This is a genomic window from Planotetraspora mira (assembly GCF_016863275.1).
Classification (GTDB): domain Bacteria; phylum Actinomycetota; class Actinomycetes; order Streptosporangiales; family Streptosporangiaceae; genus Planotetraspora; species Planotetraspora mira.
Genome location: NZ_BOOO01000008.1, coordinates 152315 through 169632, shown reverse-complemented (window position 1 = coordinate 169632; position 17318 = coordinate 152315). Strand labels below are relative to the sequence as shown.

The 17318-nt window shown below is 72.1% G+C and carries 19 protein-coding genes; 10 read left to right on the top strand and 9 right to left on the bottom strand.

The genetic code is table 11. The annotated features are described in order from the left end of the window. Positions 1-62: 62 nt before the first annotated feature. Positions 63-2834, top strand: coding sequence for an AfsR/SARP family transcriptional regulator (locus Pmi06nite_RS07990; RefSeq protein ID WP_203952241.1), 2772 nt, complete (start codon positions 63-65; stop codon positions 2832-2834). Positions 2835-2888: 54 nt separating this feature from the next. On the opposite strand, the gene Pmi06nite_RS07985 is transcribed toward Pmi06nite_RS07990, so the two are convergent. Both Pmi06nite_RS07985 and Pmi06nite_RS07980 read right to left on the bottom strand, forming a co-directional pair. After that, positions 2889-3551, bottom strand: a complete 663-nt coding sequence (locus Pmi06nite_RS07985) for a response regulator (RefSeq protein ID WP_203952240.1) — start codon at positions 3549-3551, stop codon at positions 2889-2891. Beyond that, entirely contained in the window at positions 3548-4675 is a 1128-nt protein-coding gene (locus tag Pmi06nite_RS07980; RefSeq protein ID WP_203952239.1) for a sensor histidine kinase, read from the bottom strand. Before Pmi06nite_RS07980 ends, Pmi06nite_RS07985 begins: the two co-directional genes overlap by 4 nt. A 218-nt stretch (positions 4676-4893) precedes the next feature. Here Pmi06nite_RS07980 and Pmi06nite_RS07975 point away from each other — a divergent pair, with 218 nt between their 5' ends. The 5 genes from Pmi06nite_RS07975 (at position 4894) to Pmi06nite_RS07955 (ending at position 8731) form a co-directional block, all read left to right on the top strand. Next, positions 4894-5316: a DUF6223 family protein gene (locus Pmi06nite_RS07975; RefSeq protein ID WP_239113748.1), complete on the top strand. Its 423-nt coding sequence runs from the start codon at positions 4894-4896 to the stop codon at positions 5314-5316. Positions 5317-5624: 308 nt separating this feature from the next. Beyond that, positions 5625-6515: an alpha/beta fold hydrolase gene (locus Pmi06nite_RS07970; RefSeq protein WP_203952238.1), complete on the top strand. Its 891-nt coding sequence runs from the start codon at positions 5625-5627 to the stop codon at positions 6513-6515. Between the two features lie 42 nt (positions 6516-6557). Continuing rightward, positions 6558-6782, top strand: a complete 225-nt coding sequence (locus Pmi06nite_RS07965; protein ID WP_203974998.1) for a hypothetical protein — start codon at positions 6558-6560, stop codon at positions 6780-6782. A 208-nt stretch (positions 6783-6990) separates the two neighbouring features. After that, positions 6991-7767 carry an alpha/beta fold hydrolase gene (locus tag Pmi06nite_RS07960; protein WP_203952237.1) on the top strand — a complete coding sequence of 259 codons (777 nt, stop codon included), beginning with the start codon at positions 6991-6993 and terminating at the stop codon, positions 7765-7767. A gap of 136 nt (positions 7768-7903) precedes the next feature. After that, complete coding sequence (locus Pmi06nite_RS07955) at positions 7904-8731, top strand: GNAT family N-acetyltransferase (RefSeq protein WP_203952236.1); 828 nt, start codon at positions 7904-7906, stop codon at positions 8729-8731. Positions 8732-8836: 105 nt separating this feature from the next. Here the strand turns inward: Pmi06nite_RS07955 and Pmi06nite_RS07950 are convergent, their stop codons facing one another. Together Pmi06nite_RS07950 and Pmi06nite_RS07945 are read right to left on the bottom strand one after the other, a co-directional pair. Continuing rightward, positions 8837-9403, bottom strand: coding sequence for a cysteine hydrolase family protein (locus Pmi06nite_RS07950; protein WP_203952235.1), 567 nt, complete (start codon positions 9401-9403; stop codon positions 8837-8839). Continuing rightward, a complete protein-coding gene (locus Pmi06nite_RS07945) occupies positions 9400-10110 on the bottom strand; it encodes a TetR/AcrR family transcriptional regulator (RefSeq protein ID WP_203952234.1) in 711 nt (236 codons plus the stop codon). Before Pmi06nite_RS07945 ends, Pmi06nite_RS07950 begins: the two co-directional genes overlap by 4 nt. Before the next feature lie 75 nt (positions 10111-10185). On the opposite strand from Pmi06nite_RS07945, the gene Pmi06nite_RS07940 reads away from it, so the two are divergent. Both Pmi06nite_RS07940 and Pmi06nite_RS07935 read left to right on the top strand, forming a co-directional pair. Next, a complete protein-coding gene (locus Pmi06nite_RS07940) occupies positions 10186-10452 on the top strand; it encodes a hypothetical protein (RefSeq protein ID WP_203952233.1) in 267 nt (88 codons plus the stop codon). Next, on the top strand, positions 10449-11471 hold the full coding sequence (locus Pmi06nite_RS07935) for an aldo/keto reductase (RefSeq protein ID WP_203952232.1): 1023 nt from the start codon (positions 10449-10451) through the stop codon (positions 11469-11471). Before Pmi06nite_RS07940 ends, Pmi06nite_RS07935 begins: the two co-directional genes overlap by 4 nt. 16 nt (positions 11472-11487) lie before the next feature. Here Pmi06nite_RS07935 and Pmi06nite_RS07930 read toward each other — a convergent pair whose 3' ends face one another. Beyond that, positions 11488-12327 (bottom strand): helix-turn-helix transcriptional regulator, encoded by an 840-nt coding sequence (locus tag Pmi06nite_RS07930; protein ID WP_203952231.1) that lies wholly within the window; start codon positions 12325-12327, stop codon positions 11488-11490. Between the two features lie 102 nt (positions 12328-12429). Here Pmi06nite_RS07930 and Pmi06nite_RS07925 point away from each other — a divergent pair, with 102 nt between their 5' ends. Together Pmi06nite_RS07925 and Pmi06nite_RS07920 are read left to right on the top strand one after the other, a co-directional pair. Next, complete coding sequence (locus Pmi06nite_RS07925) at positions 12430-13131, top strand: SDR family NAD(P)-dependent oxidoreductase (protein WP_203952230.1); 702 nt, start codon at positions 12430-12432, stop codon at positions 13129-13131. Positions 13132-13217: 86 nt separating this feature from the next. Next, complete coding sequence (locus Pmi06nite_RS07920; protein WP_203952229.1) at positions 13218-13997, top strand: SDR family NAD(P)-dependent oxidoreductase; 780 nt, start codon at positions 13218-13220, stop codon at positions 13995-13997. 103 nt (positions 13998-14100) lie between these two features. Here Pmi06nite_RS07920 and Pmi06nite_RS07915 read toward each other — a convergent pair whose 3' ends face one another. From Pmi06nite_RS07915 to Pmi06nite_RS07900, 4 genes are read right to left on the bottom strand one after another with little or no spacing between them, the layout of a single operon-like run. Then, a complete protein-coding gene (locus tag Pmi06nite_RS07915) occupies positions 14101-14637 on the bottom strand; it encodes a phage tail protein (protein WP_203952228.1) in 537 nt (178 codons plus the stop codon). Beyond that, positions 14638-16584 carry a putative baseplate assembly protein gene (locus tag Pmi06nite_RS07910; protein ID WP_203952227.1) on the bottom strand — a complete coding sequence of 649 codons (1947 nt, stop codon included), beginning with the start codon at positions 16582-16584 and terminating at the stop codon, positions 14638-14640. It abuts the gene before it with no gap. Then, on the bottom strand, positions 16585-17010 hold the full coding sequence (locus Pmi06nite_RS07905) for a GPW/gp25 family protein (protein WP_203952226.1): 426 nt from the start codon (positions 17008-17010) through the stop codon (positions 16585-16587). It abuts the gene before it with no gap. A gap of 2 nt (positions 17011-17012) precedes the next feature. Next, a complete protein-coding gene (locus Pmi06nite_RS07900; protein ID WP_203952225.1) occupies positions 17013-17303 on the bottom strand; it encodes a PAAR domain-containing protein in 291 nt (96 codons plus the stop codon). Positions 17304-17318: the final 15 nt, after the last annotated feature.

Sequence of the window (17318 nt, the reverse complement as noted above, 5' to 3'; positions counted from 1 at the left end):
CGGGCGGTTGGGTAGGGGGCTACTCATGCGCGGCCCCGCGGGTCCGGGTCACGCTGGGCCCCATGATGCGGGAGCTGGACGGGCTGGTGCGGGGCCGGCTGGTGGCCGAGCTGAGCGGAGCGTCAGGAAGCGGTCCGGCGCGCCGGGTGACGGTCGTCACCGGGCCCGCGGGATGCGGGAAGACGACGCTCCTGGCCCACCATGCCGCGAGCTTTCCCGGGCCGGTGGCCTGGCTGCGGCTGGAGCCCGGCGACGCGGCCCTGCCGGCGCTGGCACGCCGGCTCGGAGCCGCGCTCGCCCCGCTTCTGCCCGATCCGGGCGAGGACGCCGGCCCCCTGGTCGACGCGGACGCTGTCGCCCTCGTCGACGCGGCACGAGAGATCCCCGCGGGGAGCCTCCTGGTCGTGGACGACCTCCACCTCCTGTACGGCACGGCCGCCGAGGCCCACATCGAGCGCCTGCTGAGCGCGGCCCCCGTCCAGGCCGTGCTCGCGAGCCGCCGGGTGCCCGGCATCAACCTGCACCGTCACGAGCTCGGCCCGGTGAACCTGATCGGCCAGGACGCGCTGCGCTTCCGCACGTGGGAGGTCGAGCGACTGTTCCGCGACGTCTACGCCGAGCCGCTGCTGCCCGAGGACGCGGCCGTGCTGACCAGACGCGCGGGCGGCTGGGCGGCCGGACTGCACATGTTCCACCTCTCGACGTCCGGGCGGTCGCAGGTCGAACGCCGGGCGGCCGTGCGCGCCCTGGACGGCAGGCTGCCCCAGTCGCAGGCCTACCTGGCGCGGACCGTTCTGGCCGACCTGCCCGAGGGCGCACGCGACTTCCTGGTGCGCACGTGCGTCTTCACCGTGCTGACGGCGGAACGGTGCGACCTCCTGCTCGGGACCGACGACGCCCGCAGGCACCTTCACCGGCTCGCCGCCCTGCAGGCGTTCACGCTCAGCCCCGACCACGGCCGCACCTACCGCTACCACGAGGCGCTGCGCGCCCACCTGGAGATCGAGCTCGCGGAGGACCTCGGAGAGCAGGGCGCACGGGAGTGGCACGGCAGGGCGGCCGCCCTGCTCGAGGCCGAGGGCGCCTACGCGGACGCCGCACAGGCGTACGCGCGGGCCGCCGACTGGCCTGCCGTACGGCGTCTCATCCCGAGGACCGGACTCGGCGAGGGACCCCGGGAGTCGGAGGTGCCCGGCTCGCCCGAGACGGGTCCGCGGGAGGCAGGTGATCTCTGGCATGACGTGCTGCCTGCCTGGCTGGTCGCGGAGGAGCCGCTGCTGCTGCTCGCGCAGGGCCGCCACCTGTTCAGCCGCGGGCGCGTGGACCAGGCCGTGGACGTGTTGCGGCAGGCGGAGCAGCGGGCGAGGCACCCTTCGGCGCTCGCCGCCTGCCGGCGCCATCGCGCGCTCGCCGCGATGTGGTCGCCGCGTGCCGCCGTCGGCGGCACGCACCCGCACTGGACGGCCGAGTTGCGTGCGGCGACGCGGGCGAACCCCGCAGAGGTGACCTGTACGCGGCCGGTGGCCGTGCTCGCCGCCCGGCTGCTCTCCGGGGACGTGGCCACGGCGCGGCGACTGGCCGCGACCGCCGACCCGGACGCCCTCGACCTGGACGGCCTGGCGCTGCGACTCGTACGCGGAGCCCTCACGGCCGTCGACGGCGATCCCGGTGCGGCCGTCGCGCTGGAAAGGCTCGCCGACGATGCCGAGCGGGCCCGCCTGCCCTGGTTGTCGCGGATGGCGAGAGTCGTGCCCGCGCTCGGCGGCGCGGATCCCGACAGGAAGGAGGCCCGCAGGATCGCCGAGGAATGCGAGGGCGACCGCGATCCGTGGGGGGCGCTGCTGGCCGCCTCGGTGTGGTGCCTCGCCGACCTGCTGTGGGGCCGGCCGGATCACGAAGCCGCCGACGAGGTCGTACGGCTCGCGCTGCCGCTCGGCGCGGGCGTGTTCGCCGCCTGGGCCCGGGCCGTTCGAGCCGTGCTTCCTGGGGCGGGGGCGGAGGAGGCGAGGAAGGCGGACGCGCAGGCACGGGCCGCCGGGGTGCCCGCGGCGCGCACGCTGGCCACGGCCGCCCGCATGGTTCACGCGTCCCGCCCCGCGCACGTGCCGGAGGCTCCTCGTGCACCGGTGCGGGGGCGGGCGCACACCGATGACATGCCGGAGGAGGGTGACCTCCTTGTGCGGTGTTTCGGCGGTTTCGCCGTCGAGGTCGGCGGAGACGCGCTGGACCTGTCCGCCGTACGCCCGAAGGCGCGCACCGTGCTCCGCCTGCTCGCCGTCAACGCGGGCCGCCCGGTGCACCGTGACGTGCTGCTCGCCGCGCTGTGGCCCGAGAGCGATCCCGCGGCGGCCACGCGCGGGCTGCACGTCGCGCTTTCCGCGCTGCGCACTTCGCTCGCCGCCCACCGCCTGGCCCGGGTGGTCGCCCGGCGCGGGGAGGCGTACCTCCTCGACGCGCCGTGCGACGTCGCCGAGTTCCGCCGGGCGCTGCGCGGGCCGCGCACGGCCCCGGCTCTGGAGAGCATGCTCGCGACGTACGGCGGTGACCTGCTGCCCGAGGACGGCGCCGCCGAGTGGGTCGTGCACGAGCGTGACGTCCTGCGCACGCAGGCCGCCGAGTGTGCGAGCGAACTGGCCACCCTGCGGCTCGCCGCCGGCCGGCCTGACGCGGCGGTGCTCGCGGCCGTCCGATGCCTGGAGATCGACGAGTGGCACGACCCGGCGTGGCGGACGCTCATCGCCGCCTACGAACGGCTCGGCGACGTGATGGCCGCGGCGCGGGCGCGCCGGCGCTACTCCGCGATGCTGGACGACCTGGAGGTCCCCGCCTTGTGACTCCGTCCGTACGCGGCCTCGCGGACCCGGGGACCGGGGGATGGGGAGGGGATATCAGGAGCTGCGCGGGGCTACCAGGCCGGATTCGTAGGCGAGGACGACGAGCTGAGCGCGGTCGCGGGCGTGGAGCTTGGCCATGGCCCGGTTGATGTGGGTTTTCGCGGTCATGGGGCTGATCATCATGCGGTCGGCGATCTGGTTGTTGGACAGGCCCTGCGCGACAAGAACGACGGCCTCGCGCTCGCGGTTGGTCAGCTCCTCCAGCCCCGTGCCGGCGCCGACGGTGACCGGCTGGGTGACGTACCTGTTGATCAGCTTGCGGGTGATCGAGGGGGCGAGCAGGGCGTCACCACGCGCGGCGACGCGTACGCCGTGCAGGAAGTCTTCCGGCACGATGTCCTTGACGAGGAATCCGGCGGCGCCGGCGCGCAGCGCGTTGAAGACGTACTCGTCCAAGCCGTAGTTGGTCAGGATGACGACGTGCACCCCGGACAGGGCCGGGTCCGCGGCGATGCGCCGGGTCGCCTCGATGCCGTCGATGACGGGCATCTGGATGTCGATGAGAGCGATGTCGGGCAGGTGTTGCCTGACCAGAGCCAGGCCCTCCTTCCCGTCGGCGGCCTCGGCCACCACCTCGATGTCGTCTTCGAGGTCGAGGAGCGCGCGGAATCCGCTGCGAAGCAGTGGCTGGTCGTCGACCAGCAGGACGCGGATCATGCCGTCTGGTCCACGGGGAGTTCGGCCTGGACGGTGAAGCCGCCCTCGCCGCGTGGTTCGGCACGCAGCCAACCGCCGAGGGCGGTGACTCGTTCGCGCATGCCGAGCAGCCCGACGCCGGACGTCGGAGTGGTGTTCGCCGCTGCCTTGCCGTCGTCTTCGATGCGTATCGCGAGGGCGTCCGGACGATAGTCGATCCGGACCGACGCCGTGGCGGCGTCCGCGTGACGGGCGATGTTGGTGAGCGACTCCTGAACGATCCGGTAGACGGTCCGGTCCACCGCGGCCGGTACGTCGTGTCGTTGTCCTTCGATCGTCAGCGTCGCGTCCAGGCCGATGGTCCGGGCCCGTTCCACCAGTTCCGGGACGTGGTCGAGCCCACGCGGCGGGGTCGTGTCGTCGTCGCGCAGCGCCTCCAGGGTCGCGCGCAGCTCCCGGGTCGCCTCACGTCCGGCCTCCTGGATCGCCAGCAGGGCCTCCGGCACCTGTTCGCCACGCTTGCGGGCCACGTGGACGGCGACCTCGGCCTGCACCTTGATGACCGAGATCTGGTGGGTGAGCGAATCGTGCAGCTCCCGCGCGATGTGCAGCCGCTCCTCGGCGGCGCGGTGCCGCGCGGTCTCCTCCCGGGTGCGCACGGCTTCGTCCGCCCTCCGTTCAGCCTGCCGCAGCGCTTCACCCGCGGCGCCGGCGGCGATCAGCCAGGCCAGCTCGAGGGCGCCTCGTGCCTGCGCGAACGCCTCGCCCGTGTCGTGCAGGCCCGAGGCCAGGGCCGCGAGGGGGAGAGCCGCCAGCATGCTCACACTCGCCACTACCGTGATGGCGCGGTGTCCTGCTCGTACGGCTGAGTACACCGCGAACAGGTACGCGACGGCAGGCACGTCGAAACCGGCCGCCTGGTAGCCCACCGCGCACAGCCCGGTGACGGCCAGGACGAGAACCGGAGCCCGGCGGCGCGCGGCCAGCCCCAGGCCGCCGGCCGCCAGCAGCGCGTAGCCGAGCAGGTCGAGGTACGTGGCGGAGTGCTGCCCGGACAGCCCGGTGACCAGCAGCGTCGCCGCCACGCCGACGGCGATCGCCCAGTCTGTGACACCTGCCCGGACACCGAACCGGACTGTGCTCATGCGCGCACCCTAACCCGATGTTCGCGCGGGCGACTCCTGCGCACGGATGAACAGCCTTCTACCGCACGCGCGGTACCTTCCCGGCTCCTGCGGCGTCCGCGGCAACCGGCTATGGCATCGGCGGCAGCGCGAATCGCCTACGTCTGCTGGACGACCGGCGGTGGGTCCGGCGGACATGATCAGGCGACATCCAGTCGTGGGACGAGAAGGAGCACCTCATGTCAGTCCGATTTGCGCTTGCGGTGGCCGGAGCAGCCCTGATCGTAGGTTTCGGGCTTGCCTCGCCTGCGGCCGCGCACGTCGTGGTCCAGCCGGACCCCGCCACTGCTTACACCTTGACCGCCGGGCGTCTCTGGTCCGTGGTGGCCGCACTGCTGGGGCTGGCCGGCGTGGTCATCGGCGGGCTGGCTCTGGCCCGCTCCGCCGGTCGCATCGGCACCGGCACCGGGAGAAGGGGGGGCATCGTGGCCCCGGTGGCGGGGCTGGCCGGCGCGGTCATCGGCGGACTGGTCGTGGCCGCGGCCGAGGGTGGTCCCGGCACCGGCTACGGAATAGTCGGGGGCTTTGTGGCCGTGGTGGTGGGGCTGATCGCCATGGTCCTCGGCGGGCTGGCTCTGGCCCGTTCCCGCCGCACCGGCTAGGGGTCGCGTTCGGCGTGGCGTCATCGTCCGGACGCTCCGGCGATGAAGCTGACGTGGCGTTCTTCCATCACGCGCTGGGACTGATCCCCGGCGTCGTCGCCTTCGCCGGCGAGTTGCGCCGGGCCGAATGCGGCCGAAAAGGTTCCGGCCCGATGTAGAGATGTGGCCGCCTGCTCCGACTGCCCTGTGAAACCTCGCAACAGGGGAGAGAGTGATGAGCAAGGTGTTCTTCACGCTGGGAAGACCGCGGAGAGGGTCGCCCACGTTCCGTGTTGCCGAGACCCGCTGAGTTCCGAAGGAGAACGACCGTGGCAGCCACGAAGACGGACATGCTGAGGGTTCCAGGCGCGACCCTCTACTACGAGGTCCGGGGCTCCGGCCCGGTCCCGTTGTTGATCTGCGGCGGGGTCTACGACGCCGCCGGGTACGCCGGCCTCGCCGACCGCCTGGCCGACCGGTACACGGTGGTGACCTACGACCGGCGCGGCAACTCGCGCAGCCCGCTGGACGGGCCGCCCGAGCACCAGAGCATCGAGGTCCACGGCGACGACGCGCACCGCGTCCTGAAGGCCGTGGGCGTCACGGCGGACGCGCCAGCATACGTGTTCGGCAACAGCTCAGGCGCGATGATCGGCCTGGAACTGGCCGTCCGTCATCCTGCGCAGGTGCGCCTGCTGGTCGCCCACGAGCCGCCCCTGTTCGATCTGCTGCCCGACCGTGACCATTGGCGCGCCGTCGTGCAGGAGGTGGAGGACGCCTTCCTCAAGGAGGGTGCCGGAGCCGCCAATCAGGCCCTCGCCGCCGGGTTGCGGATGAGCGGAGGCGAGCCGGCGGAGGAGTCCTCCGGCGAGGAACGCCGGATCCCCGGCGGCGAGGAGGCCCCGCAGGGGGAGCCGGACCCGGAGACGTTGGAGATGATGGCGCGTCTGGGGCGGAACATGGAGTTCTTCATCGGCTACGAGGTGCCGCCGTTCTCCAGGTACGTCCCCGACCTGGCCACTCTCCGGACGTCGCGGGTGCGGGTGGTGGCCGCGATGGGCGAGGCGTCGGAGGGCGAGCCGCCCAACCGGGCCGCGGCCGCGGTGGCCGAACGGCTGGGGACGACGCCCGTGCCCTTCCCCGGCGACCACGGCGGCTTCGGCGCGCTGCCCGAGACGTTCGCCGCCAAGCTGCACGAGGTGATGGCGAGTGCGCCCTGATGGCCGGCGACCGCGGCGCGGCAGGCGATTAGGCTCCCCAAGGTGAATGACTTCAAGTGCACACAATGCGGTGAGGTCGGTCTGGAACCGGGCTTCGTCGAAGACGCCGGTCAGAGCTCGCAGGGATACCTGCGCTGGATCGCGGGCGCCCTCGAACGAGGCCCGTTCGGGGGCGCCAAGAGAATAGGCCGCCAGCGGTGGCAGGTCGACGCCTACCGATGCCCGCGGTGCGCCCACCTGGAACTTTTCGCGGCCCAGGAGATCTGAGGAGAGCCCCACCACGTCCGGGGCCGCCGCGTCTTCGCACGAGCTCCAGGAGATGATCAAGAGGGCGGGGGAGCCCACTCAGAAGTTCATCGGAGAATCTCTCGAAAAAATCAGTCCGGAGTGTCGAAACGGCCGTTCGCCGATCGAGGCGTGGTCGAAGGCACAACGAGCCCGGCCGCGAGGCGGGCGTGAAGACCAGGAGAGAATCATGAACAAGGTCATCTCGGCGGACGGCACCCCGATCGCGTTCGACCGGCTCGGTCACGGGCCCGCGCTCATTCTGATCGGTGGGGGCCCGACCGACCGCTCGGCCAACGCGACCCTGGCCGACCTGCTGTCCGAGCACTTCACCGTGTACAACTACGACCGCCGCGGCCGCGGGGACAGCGGCGACACCACCCCGTACGCCGTCGACCGGGAGTACGAGGACATCCAGGCGCTCATCACCGAAGCGGGCGGATCGGCGCTGGTCTACGGCACGTCCGGCGGCGGCATCATCGCCCTGGAAGCCGCGGCGCGCGGTCTGTCCATCACCGGGCTCGCCGTCTGGGAGCCCCCGTACATCCTTCCCGGAAGCCGCCCGGCCGTCCCCGCCGATTACGCGGACCGGCTAGCTCGCCTTCTGGACGAGGACCGCAGGGGCGACATGCTCGACCTGTTCTTCATCGCCGCCGTCGGCATTCCCGAGGAGTTCGTCGCGCCCATGCGCGCCATGCCCGGCCGGTCGGCCATGGAGGCCATCGCGCACACCCTCGTCTACGACGCCGCGATCACCGGTGACTTCTCCCTGCCCGCCGACCGGATCGCGACGGTCACCGTCCCCACCGTGGTCATCGACGGAGGCACCACCCCGTGGCTGACCGTCGCCGCCGAGGCCGTCGCCGCCACGCTGCCCGGCGCGCGACGCCACACCCTGGACGGTCAGCCGCACAACGTCGACCCCACCGCCATCGCCCCCGCGCTGACGGCGTTCTTCACCGGCTGAACCGGCCGCACCCGCGCACGTATCTGGGGAGCGCGACGAGGAAAGTTCGTCGGCCCGGGGCCACGAGCCGCCTGAGCGGCGGCGCGGCGAGAAACCGAGTGGTCGCGGCGGCGTCGCGTCTGGTTGAGTGCTCCCCGTGACTGTGGAGGATATTGATCATCGGGACCTGTTGGACCGGCTCGAGTGCTACTACGACGCGGTTCCCCGATCTGCGGCGCGGGCGGAGGAGTTCGGGCCCCTGACCCTGTTCGTGCGCGAAGGCGAAGGCTTCCCGTATTACGCTCGCCCGACCCGTGGCCGGGCCGGCGCGGCCGGTCTCGACGATGTGCTGCGCGTGCGGGAACGTCAGCGGCAGCTGGGGATCCCGGAGAGTTTCGAATGGGTCGCCGAGACCACGCCCGGCCTTCGGGCGGCGGTGGAGGCGTCGGGGCTCGAGGTGCATGAGCACCCGCTGATGGTTCTCGGCCCTGGCGGGCCGGCGGCCGCGAACGGCGGGGCGCGGGTGCTCGACGTGAACGATCCGGCTCTGCCCTCCGCTCTGGCGCTGGTGCACCTGGCGTTCGCCGACCCCGGCACGGGCGTCGGCCCGGCCGGTGTCGCCGAACTGGCGGCGAAGGTCGCCGAGAGCGGCGACGAGCCCGTGGAGGCCGTCAGGAAACGCATGCGCGCCGGGCTGACCGTCGTCGCCGTGTCGACGACGGCCGACGGCGTCGCGCTGTGCTCGGGCCGGCATCAACCGGTCGGGGAGGTCAGTGAGATCGTCGGTGTCGGCACCCTGCCCTCCGCGCGCCGCCGGGGCCTGGCGTCCGCGGTCACCGCCGCTCTGGCCGCCGACGCCCACTCGCGAGGGGTCACCACGGTGTTCCTCTCCGCGGGTGACGCGGACGTGGCAAGGATCTACGAACGGCTCGGCTTCCGCTCCGTCGGCACCGCGCTGATCGCCGAAGCCGGCCCCGACTCGTGATCCGTCCACGCCGAGACGTCGTTCTTCTCGAGTGGATCGAGTGGATTGCGGGCGCACCGGCCTCTCACCTGGGGCGACCGCGGCACTCGCGGCGGCCGCCCGGGCTCAGCCCGCGTCGCCCGCCGCGAAGGTGACCTCCGCCGTGTCGACGGTCCCCCCGCGTCGTCCGGGTGCGCTCTGCCACTGCCAGTAGAGATTGGTGTGCGCGATCACCTGGTCCGGGGGCGGCGCGCCGTACGCGCTGAGGTCCTCGGTCGAGTGCGCGTCGCCGACCAGCGTCACGTCGTACCCGCGAACGAACGCCCCGTGGAGAGTCGAGCGGATGCACGCGTCGGTCTGGGCGCCTGTGACGACGAGCCGGCCCACCCCGCGCTCGGCGAGCAGCGCCTCCAGGTCGGTGCCCTCGAACGAGTCGCCGTAGGTCTTGTGGACGAGGGGCTCCGAATCGAGGCGGACCAGTTCCGCCACGTACTGCCAGCTCTCACTGTCCCGCTTGAGCTGGTCGTCTGAGTGCTGCACCCAGACCACGGGCACATCCTCGGCGCGAGCCTTGTCCACCAGGGTGTTGACGTTCGCGATCACGCCGTCTCGGTCGTGGGCGCCGGCCATCACCCCGTTCTGGACGTCGATGACGAGCAGTGCGGTGTTCGGCCGATCGGGCAGGGTCGTCATGAGGACCTTCTGTCTCTCGTCGCGGATCCTGTGTCGTCACCCACAGTAGGCCGGGCCTCCGACAACTGTGCGGGGTCGCGCCGGCCGTAGAGGATCGACGTCCACGCGTCGGTGAGGACCTCGACGAGGGTCTCCTCATCGTCGAAGGGCGGCACCCCGGCTGCGGCGAGGTAGTAGAGCCGTTCGCCCATCCAGGTCAGTGAGGCGGCGACGGCGCGCACGTCCGCGTCGCCGAGTCGTCGGAGGACGTGCGGGTCGGATCGGATGCGCGCCACGGCGGCGTCGGTGAACAGGTCCATCTGCTCGAGCCACAGAGCTCGCAGATCCTCGTCCGAACCCCAGCTCTCTACGATCGCCATGAGAACGCCCGCGTTGGCGCTCCACAGACGGGCGCCCTCCCGCACGCCGGCGCGGAGGGCGGCGACCGGGTCCTGCCGTCCGTCGATCCAGGGTTGTGCCGCCTCCTGCCCCTGTGTCACCGCTTCGCGCACGAGCTCGCCGAGCACGGCCTGCTTGCTCGGGAAGTAGAAGTAGAAGCTGGCCCGGGACACCTCTGCGGCGGTCAGGATGTCGGCCACGCTGAGGGTGTCGAAGCGGCTCTCCTGCAGCAGTTCGCGCGTCGCGGAGAGTATCCGCTCCCGCAGCTCGGCCGATGCGGGCGCCGCACCGGATCGGCGGGCAGTGCGTGCGGAAGGCTTGGCGGGCATGCGCCTCAGCATACGACAAGCTATATGGACATATCGTATGGACGCGCTATCCGGACAGTGTGTATGGTCATGGTCATGACGCAGATAGCGATCCACTTGGTCGTCACCGACCCCGACCAGGCCGCCACCTGGTACACCGAAGCCGCCGCCTGGGCGCGGGCACTGGGGGCGGGAGCCTCGGTCTTCGAGCCGGTGCATGACGCCTTCTGGGGTGACCGCACAGGCCAGCTGTTAGATCCGTTCGGGCACCGCTGGGCATTGGACGAGCACGTGCGGGACGTGTCGCACGATGAGATCGTCTCCCGGGCCGCGGAGCTGTTCACCGGATCGGTGACGGCATGAGGTATCGGACTTTGGGCGCGAGCGGCCTGCGTGTGTCCGATCTGATCCTGGGCGCGATGACCTTCGGCGAGCAGGGCGGAGTCGGCGCGCCGCTGCCGGAGTGCCGCAAGATGCTGGACCAGTACGCCGAGGCCGGCGGCAACATGATCGACACCGCCATCAACTACCGCGACGGAGCCAGCGAGCAGATCCTCGGAGAGCTGCTGGACGGCCGGCGGGAGTCGTTCGTCCTCGGCACGAAGTACACCGTGTCCCGCGACCGCGCCGACCCCAACGCGGCCGGGAATCACCGCAAGAATCTGCGGGCGTCGCTGGAGACCAGCCTGCGCCGGCTGCGCACGGACTACCTGGACCTGTACTGGGTGCACATGTGGGACCGTGAAACGCCGATCGAGGAGACCATGCGGGCGCTGGACGACGCCGTCCAGGCGGGCAAGGTGCTGTACGTGGGCATCTCCGACGCCCCCGCCTGGGTCGTGTCCCGCGCCAACACGCTGGCGCAGTGGCACGGCTGGAGTCCGTTCATCGGCCTCCAGGTCCCCTACAGCCTGCTGCAGCGGGACATCGAACGTGAGTTGCTGCCGATGGCCGAGTCCCTCGGGCTGGGCGTCACCGCGTGGAGCCCGCTGGGCGGTGGGGTGTTGTCCGGCAAGTACACCCGCCCGGAGACCGCATCCGGTGGCCGGCTGAACGCCGAGTCGCTCTCGGCTCGCGATCACGCCGTCGCCCGGGTCGTGCAGGAGGTCGCCGACGACCTCGGCGCCACGCCCTCACAGGTGGCGATCGCCTGGACGATGAGCCGCTCCCGCGCCGTCCATCCCATCGTCGGGGCACGCAGTGCCGACCAGCTCCGCGACAACCTCGCCGCCGCCGACCTCTCCCTTCCGCCGGAAGCCGTCGCCCGCCTGGAGGAGGCCACCGGCTTCACACTCGGATTCCCGGCCGACTTCATCGCCCAGACCTCTCCGTGGGTCTTCGGCTCGGCGTTCATCGACCCGAATCCCGCCACGACCACGTGAGGACGCGGGCGGGGGCTCATCCGACGAGTGACTGTGTCCCAACTACGGACAGGAGGGCCAGGCGCTCCGCGTCCTGGGTGCCGGGTTCGGCCGTGTAGATCATGATCCGCAGGTCGCTGCCTGCGACGCTGAGCACGTCACAGTCCAGCGTCAGAGGGCCCACCTGCGGGTGCTCGATGGTCTTGCGTGCGGCCTGCTGCTCGCCGACGACGCCCGCGTCCCACAGCTCGGCGAACCGCTCACTGTTCGTGCGCAACTGTGCGACCAGGCGCCGCAGTCGCTGGTCGGCGGGATACCGGCCGGCGGTCACGCGCAGGTCGGCGACCACCGCGGCCTCGAAGGCGCGCTGTTCGTGCGGTGTGTGACGGACCCGGCTGCCCGGGCCGAGGAAGTTGCGCCACACGGCGTTGCGTTCGTTGCCGCGCCACCCGGACGGATCGCCCATCAGCGCCGCGTACGGCGGGTTGGCCATGAGCAGCGTCCAGGACGCGTCGTAGATCCCGACGGGAATGCCGGCCAGTCTGTCCAGCATTCGCTGGACGCTCGGGGTGATGTACGCGGGCACTGTTTCGGGTCCCGGCGGCACGAGCCCGGCCAGCCGGAACAGGTACGCGCGCTCGTCTCCCGACAGGCGCAGCGCCCGGGCCAGGGCCTCCACGACATGAGCCGACGGGTTGGTCGCCCGGCTCTGTTCGAGGCGGGTGACATAGTCGACGGAGATCCCGGCCAGCAGAGCCAGCTCCTCGCGGCGCAGCCCTGCCGCGCGCCGCTGTCCGCCGGCGGGCAGGCCGGCCGTCTCAGGCGAGACCCGGTCGCGCCAGCGGCGCACCGCCTGTCCGAATTCCGTCGCCCTCATGCCCACCAGTGTGCCCGGTCGGCCCCTGACCTGCCTGGTACCGGAAGTCCCAGGAAGGCGGGACGACTGGCTGATCACGCCGCCGCACCGAAACCTGGGGGCATGACAACAACACTGATCACCGGGGCGAACAAGGGCCTGGGCTTCGAGACCGCCCGCCGACTCATCGCGGCGGGCCACACCGTCTACATCGAGGCGCGTAGCATCGCGCGAGGAGAGGCGGCCGCGGCCGAACTCGGCGCGCGCTTCCTGCGGATCGATGTCACCGACGACGCGTCGGTGGAGGCCGCCATGCGGGTGATCGAGGAACGCGACGGCCGTCTCGACGTCCTCGTCAACAACGCCGGCATCGGGGACGGCTTCGTCGGCGTCGACGGGCTCACCGGCGCGACCGCGCTTGTGGAGTTCGACACCAACGCCGTCGGCGTCGTCCGCGTCACCCAGGCCGCGCTGCCTTTGCTGCGCAGGTCCGACAACCCGGTCGTGGTGAACATCTCCAGCGGCCTCGGCTCATTCTGGGCGGTCACCAACCCGGAGCGCCAGGAGTCGCACAACGCCTTCGTCGTGTATGGGGCGACCAAGGCGGCCGTCTCGATGCTCACCGTCCAGTACGCCAAGGCGCTGCCGGATATCAAGTTCAACGCGGTCGAGCCCGGCTACACCGCCACCGACCTCACTGCCCCCTTCGGGGGTGGTGGGCGTCCGGTTCAGGAGAGCGCCGAGGTCATCGTGCGCCTCGCGTCCATCGGCAAGGACGGCCCCACCGGCACCTTCCAGGAGACGACGGGCGAGCTCGCCTGGTAGCCAGGGCTGACGCCGACCGAATCGGGGGTGCTCGTCTCCGCGGAGGGGACGAGCGGCCCGGCCTGAAATCGAAAGGAATACCGCTCATGAGCAGGCTCGCACTTGTCACCGGCGCCACCTCGGGAATCGGCAGGGCATTCGCCGAGCGCCTGGCCGCCGACGGCTACGACCTCGTGATCGTGGGCCGCCGACGGGAACGACTCGAAGAGTTCGCCGCCGCCCACCCCGAGGTCGAGGTCCGCACCGTCGCGGCCGACCTGTCCACCGGCGAAGGCATCGACACCGTCGCCGAGATCTGCGCGGGGGAACCACTGACCCTGCTGGTGAACAACGCGGGCGTCGCCCACTACATGCCGCTCGCCGACCTGCCCGCCGACAAGGCCCGCGAACTGGTGACCGTCAAGGTCCTCGCCCCCACCATGATCAGCCGCGCCGCCGTCGCGGGAATGCGGGACCGCGGCCAAGGCGCCATCATCAACGTGGCCGGCATGATCGCGTTCAGCGGCCCCGCCCCGCACTCCCAGATGCCCCGCCGCGCCGTCTATGCGGGAACCCTGGCCCACCTCGTCGCCATGTCCCAGTGCCTGAGCGCAGAACTCGAAGGCACCGGCGTCAAGGTCGAGGTCCTGTGCCCCGGCGTGGTCGCCACCGAATTCCATGAGCGCCAGGGCCTGGACATGAGCGCCGTCCCCCGGATGACCGCCGACGACGTCGTCACGGCCGGACTGCGCGGACTGGAACTCGGCGAAGTCGTCTGCGCCCCCGGTGTCGAGAACGCGGGGCTCCTCTACAGCGTCTTCGAGGCCGACCTGGCGGCCTTCAAGGCCCAGAGTCCTGACCTCGCGACCCGCTACCGGACCAGCTGAAACGGATGCCGGCCCCTGACCTCGTCATTTCGGGCCGTTCACGGCCCGGCACTGACAGGGGCGGCGTCCCCCGTAGACCACCCAAGCCGTGGACGCGGACAGGTCACGCGTCCGCGGGAGCCGTACCGCCGTCGACGACCACGCGGACGTGGGCAGGCAGCATGCGCTCGGCCAGGGCGCGCACCCGGTCGGGATCCAGCCCGGGCGCCTTGATCAGCACCTGGTTGGCCACGGAGCCGGGAAGCGGGGCGCCCGGCTCGTCCGACCAGACGCATCCGCCGGTGTCGACGACCTCCAGGTCCGTGCCGGTGAGCAGCCGCAGCTGATCGCGCAGCCCGTGCAGCGTGCCGCGGGCGCGCGAGTCGGTCACCGCGCGGGCGATCATCGCGCGGCGCTGCCGTACCGTCCAGTGCTCGTCCAGGCTCAGCGCCACCCACCCGGCCAGCCACTCCAGCAGGTCCTCGGGGGCGAGCTCGGGACTCAGGTAGCTGTCCAGGCAGTCGAGCGTGGTGAACACGGGCGCGAGCACCTCGTCGAGCGCCTCGGTGAGCCGCTGGGTGTACCCGTCCTCGGCGTAGAGGGAGGGGAGCGCCTCACCGATGGGGAACGCGGTGCCGAGCCCGCTCAGGCCGCCGCGCATCTAGACCTCCACCTTGATCTGGTGGCCGTAGGAGAAGACCAGCGCGTTCGGCGTGAGGTCGATGACCTGGGCCTGCGTCGTGCGTTCCCCCGTCACCGGGTCGGCCTTGAACAGCAGGACCTCCTCGACGAGCTCGACGCCCGCCACCCGCTGCAGCACCGCGAAGACCTCCCCGGTCTGTACGGCCCTGCCGAACGGCCAACCCCTGCCGTCCGGGCCGCCGACCAGCGGGTTGAGATAGGTCCGCAGCGCCAGCAGGGCACGGTCACGGGCGCCGTCGCGCGAGGCGTCCCGCGACGCCCTGAGCCGGGCCACGACCGTGATGCCCTGGTAGAACGGCGGCTCGACGACGACCCTGGCGCCGACGCACCGGCGCTCGTCGAGGTAGGCGGTCACCCGGTCCCGCAGAGGGGCGGGGACCCGGAGGTCGCGGAAGGCCACCTCGACCGGGTCGGGCACGGCGGGCACCAGCAGGACGCGCACGCCCGCGGCGACCCCGCGCTCGTCCGCGCCCACGGGGACGCACCGCACCCGCGCGAGGTCGGGCGCCGCCTCCCTCGCGAGCTGCTCGTAGTCCCCGGTGGTCACCGCGCGGTCCCGGGTGCGCAGCAGCAACGGCCCGCGCACCGCCGCGTCCCTGACGGACTCCGCGTCCACGCCGCCCGTGGCGGGCCTGCGGTTGGTCACCGAGGCGACGTACGGCACGGCGTCGCGCTGGACGACGAGCGCGTTGCGGGCGACATTGCCCCGCCGTCCGCCGCCCGTCCGGTAGACGGGGATGCGGACGACGCCTCGTTTGGGCGGTACCGCGCCGTGCTGCCGCAGCGACCCGTCGGCCTCCCTGACGGCGGGCCCGAACTCGATCGTCCCCTCCGCCCGGTCCACCCGGATGTGCCGGTCGCCCGGCCCGGACTCGGCGAACGAGGCGACCTCCCACCACTCCTGGAAGCCTCCGTGGCCCACCACCAGCACCACCAGAGGCTTGTCCGAGCTGATGATCGGCGCGTGCTGGGTGCCGAACCGCTGACCGGGGATGCCCTCACTCGTCCCGAGCACCTCGTCGTACACGAAGTCGGAGTGCACGGCGGCCACGGTGCCCCCGATGGTGGAGGCGGCCGCGGCGTGCAGCCGGGGCGAGGAGGTATAGAAGGGCTGACCCTCGGCGGGCTCGGACACGACGCAGCGCAGCCAGCCGGCCGCATGCTGGCCGACCACCGACGTGACGTGCCCCTCGGGCACGTGCAGGACCACGTCACCGGGCCGGTTCAGCCCTCCGGTGGTGTCCCGGTCCACCTCACAGGCCGTCCAGTCGGAGCCCGTGTAGGCCTCCCACACCAGCGGCGGATCGCGCGGGTCCACCCCCGCGCCGGTGAGCTCGCACTCCACGCGCAGCAGAACGGCGCAGCGGGGGACCGCCACGGACAGGCCGAAGTACAGCAGGTCACCGGCGACCGGCGCCTCGGAGAAGCAGGCGAATCCCTGGCCGGTGGCGAGGTCGTCTCCCCGGTCGACCGGTTCGCCGCCCCCGTTCCGGGTCACCACGCGGACCAGCGCGGACGGCGGCATGGCCAGCTCGTCCTCGGTGGTGAAGACGACCGGCTCGTCGCCCTCCTTGCGCTCGGCCGCGATCTGCGCGCCCGACCGGATCACCACCGGCTGCCGCTGCGCGGCGGACAGCCAGTAGGTGACCTGGGTGCGCGCCGCCGTCGGCGGGAACAGGCGCACGCCGATCAGCTCCAGATAGCGCAGGTAGTGCAGGTCGGTCACCTGGTTGAGCCGGTAGAGAAGCTGGTCGACCATGAACGCGAACGTCTCGATCAGCGTCACGCCCGGATCGGAGACGTTGTGGTCGGTCCACTCGGGGCAACGCTGCTGGACCAGGCGTTTGGCCTCGTCCACCAGGTCCTGGAACCGCCGGTCGTCGAGGTCGGGCACGGGCAGGGTCATTCAGATCTCTCCCTCGTCACCGGTGGGGGCCGCGTCGTCGGGGATCACGTAGAACGGGAACACGAGGTTGCGGGGATCGTTGTCACCGCGCAGCGCGTACCTGATGTCGAGGAGCAGGATCCCCTCGTCCACCTGGTCGAAGTGGACGAGGACGTCGTCGAGGTCGATGCGCGGCTCCCACCGTTCGAGCGCGAGGCGCACCTCCGCGGCGAGCCTGCCCGCGGTGCGGGCGTCGGCCGGCGCGAAGACCAGGTCGTGGATGGCGCAGCCGAACTCGGGCCGCATCGGCCGCTCGCCCGGCGAGGTGCCGAGGATGAGCCGGATGCTCTCCGCGATCTCCCGTTCCCCCCGGACCAGCGCGATCGAGCCGGTCGCGTCGGTGCGCACGGGGAAGGTCCAGCCCGCGCCGATGAAGTCGGACGTCATGGTCAGCCTCCGATCAGCACGGTGGGGCAGCCCATGACGACGGGCGCGCCGCACCCCGTCATGTCGCCCACGACGGCGGCGGGCATGCCGCCGATCAGCACGGTCGGCACGCCGGGTCCGGCCAGCGGGGTCGGCGGGTGCGGGGGAGCAGGGGGGACCGCGGGGAAGGCGCAGGCGTGCATCGTGCCCACCGTGGCGGCGGGCATGCCGCCGATCAGCACGGCCGGCACCCCCGGCCCGCTGATCGTTCCCGGGTGCCCGGTCGGGTCTCCCACGCGTGCGGCGGGTGGCATCTCGCGTCTCCCCGT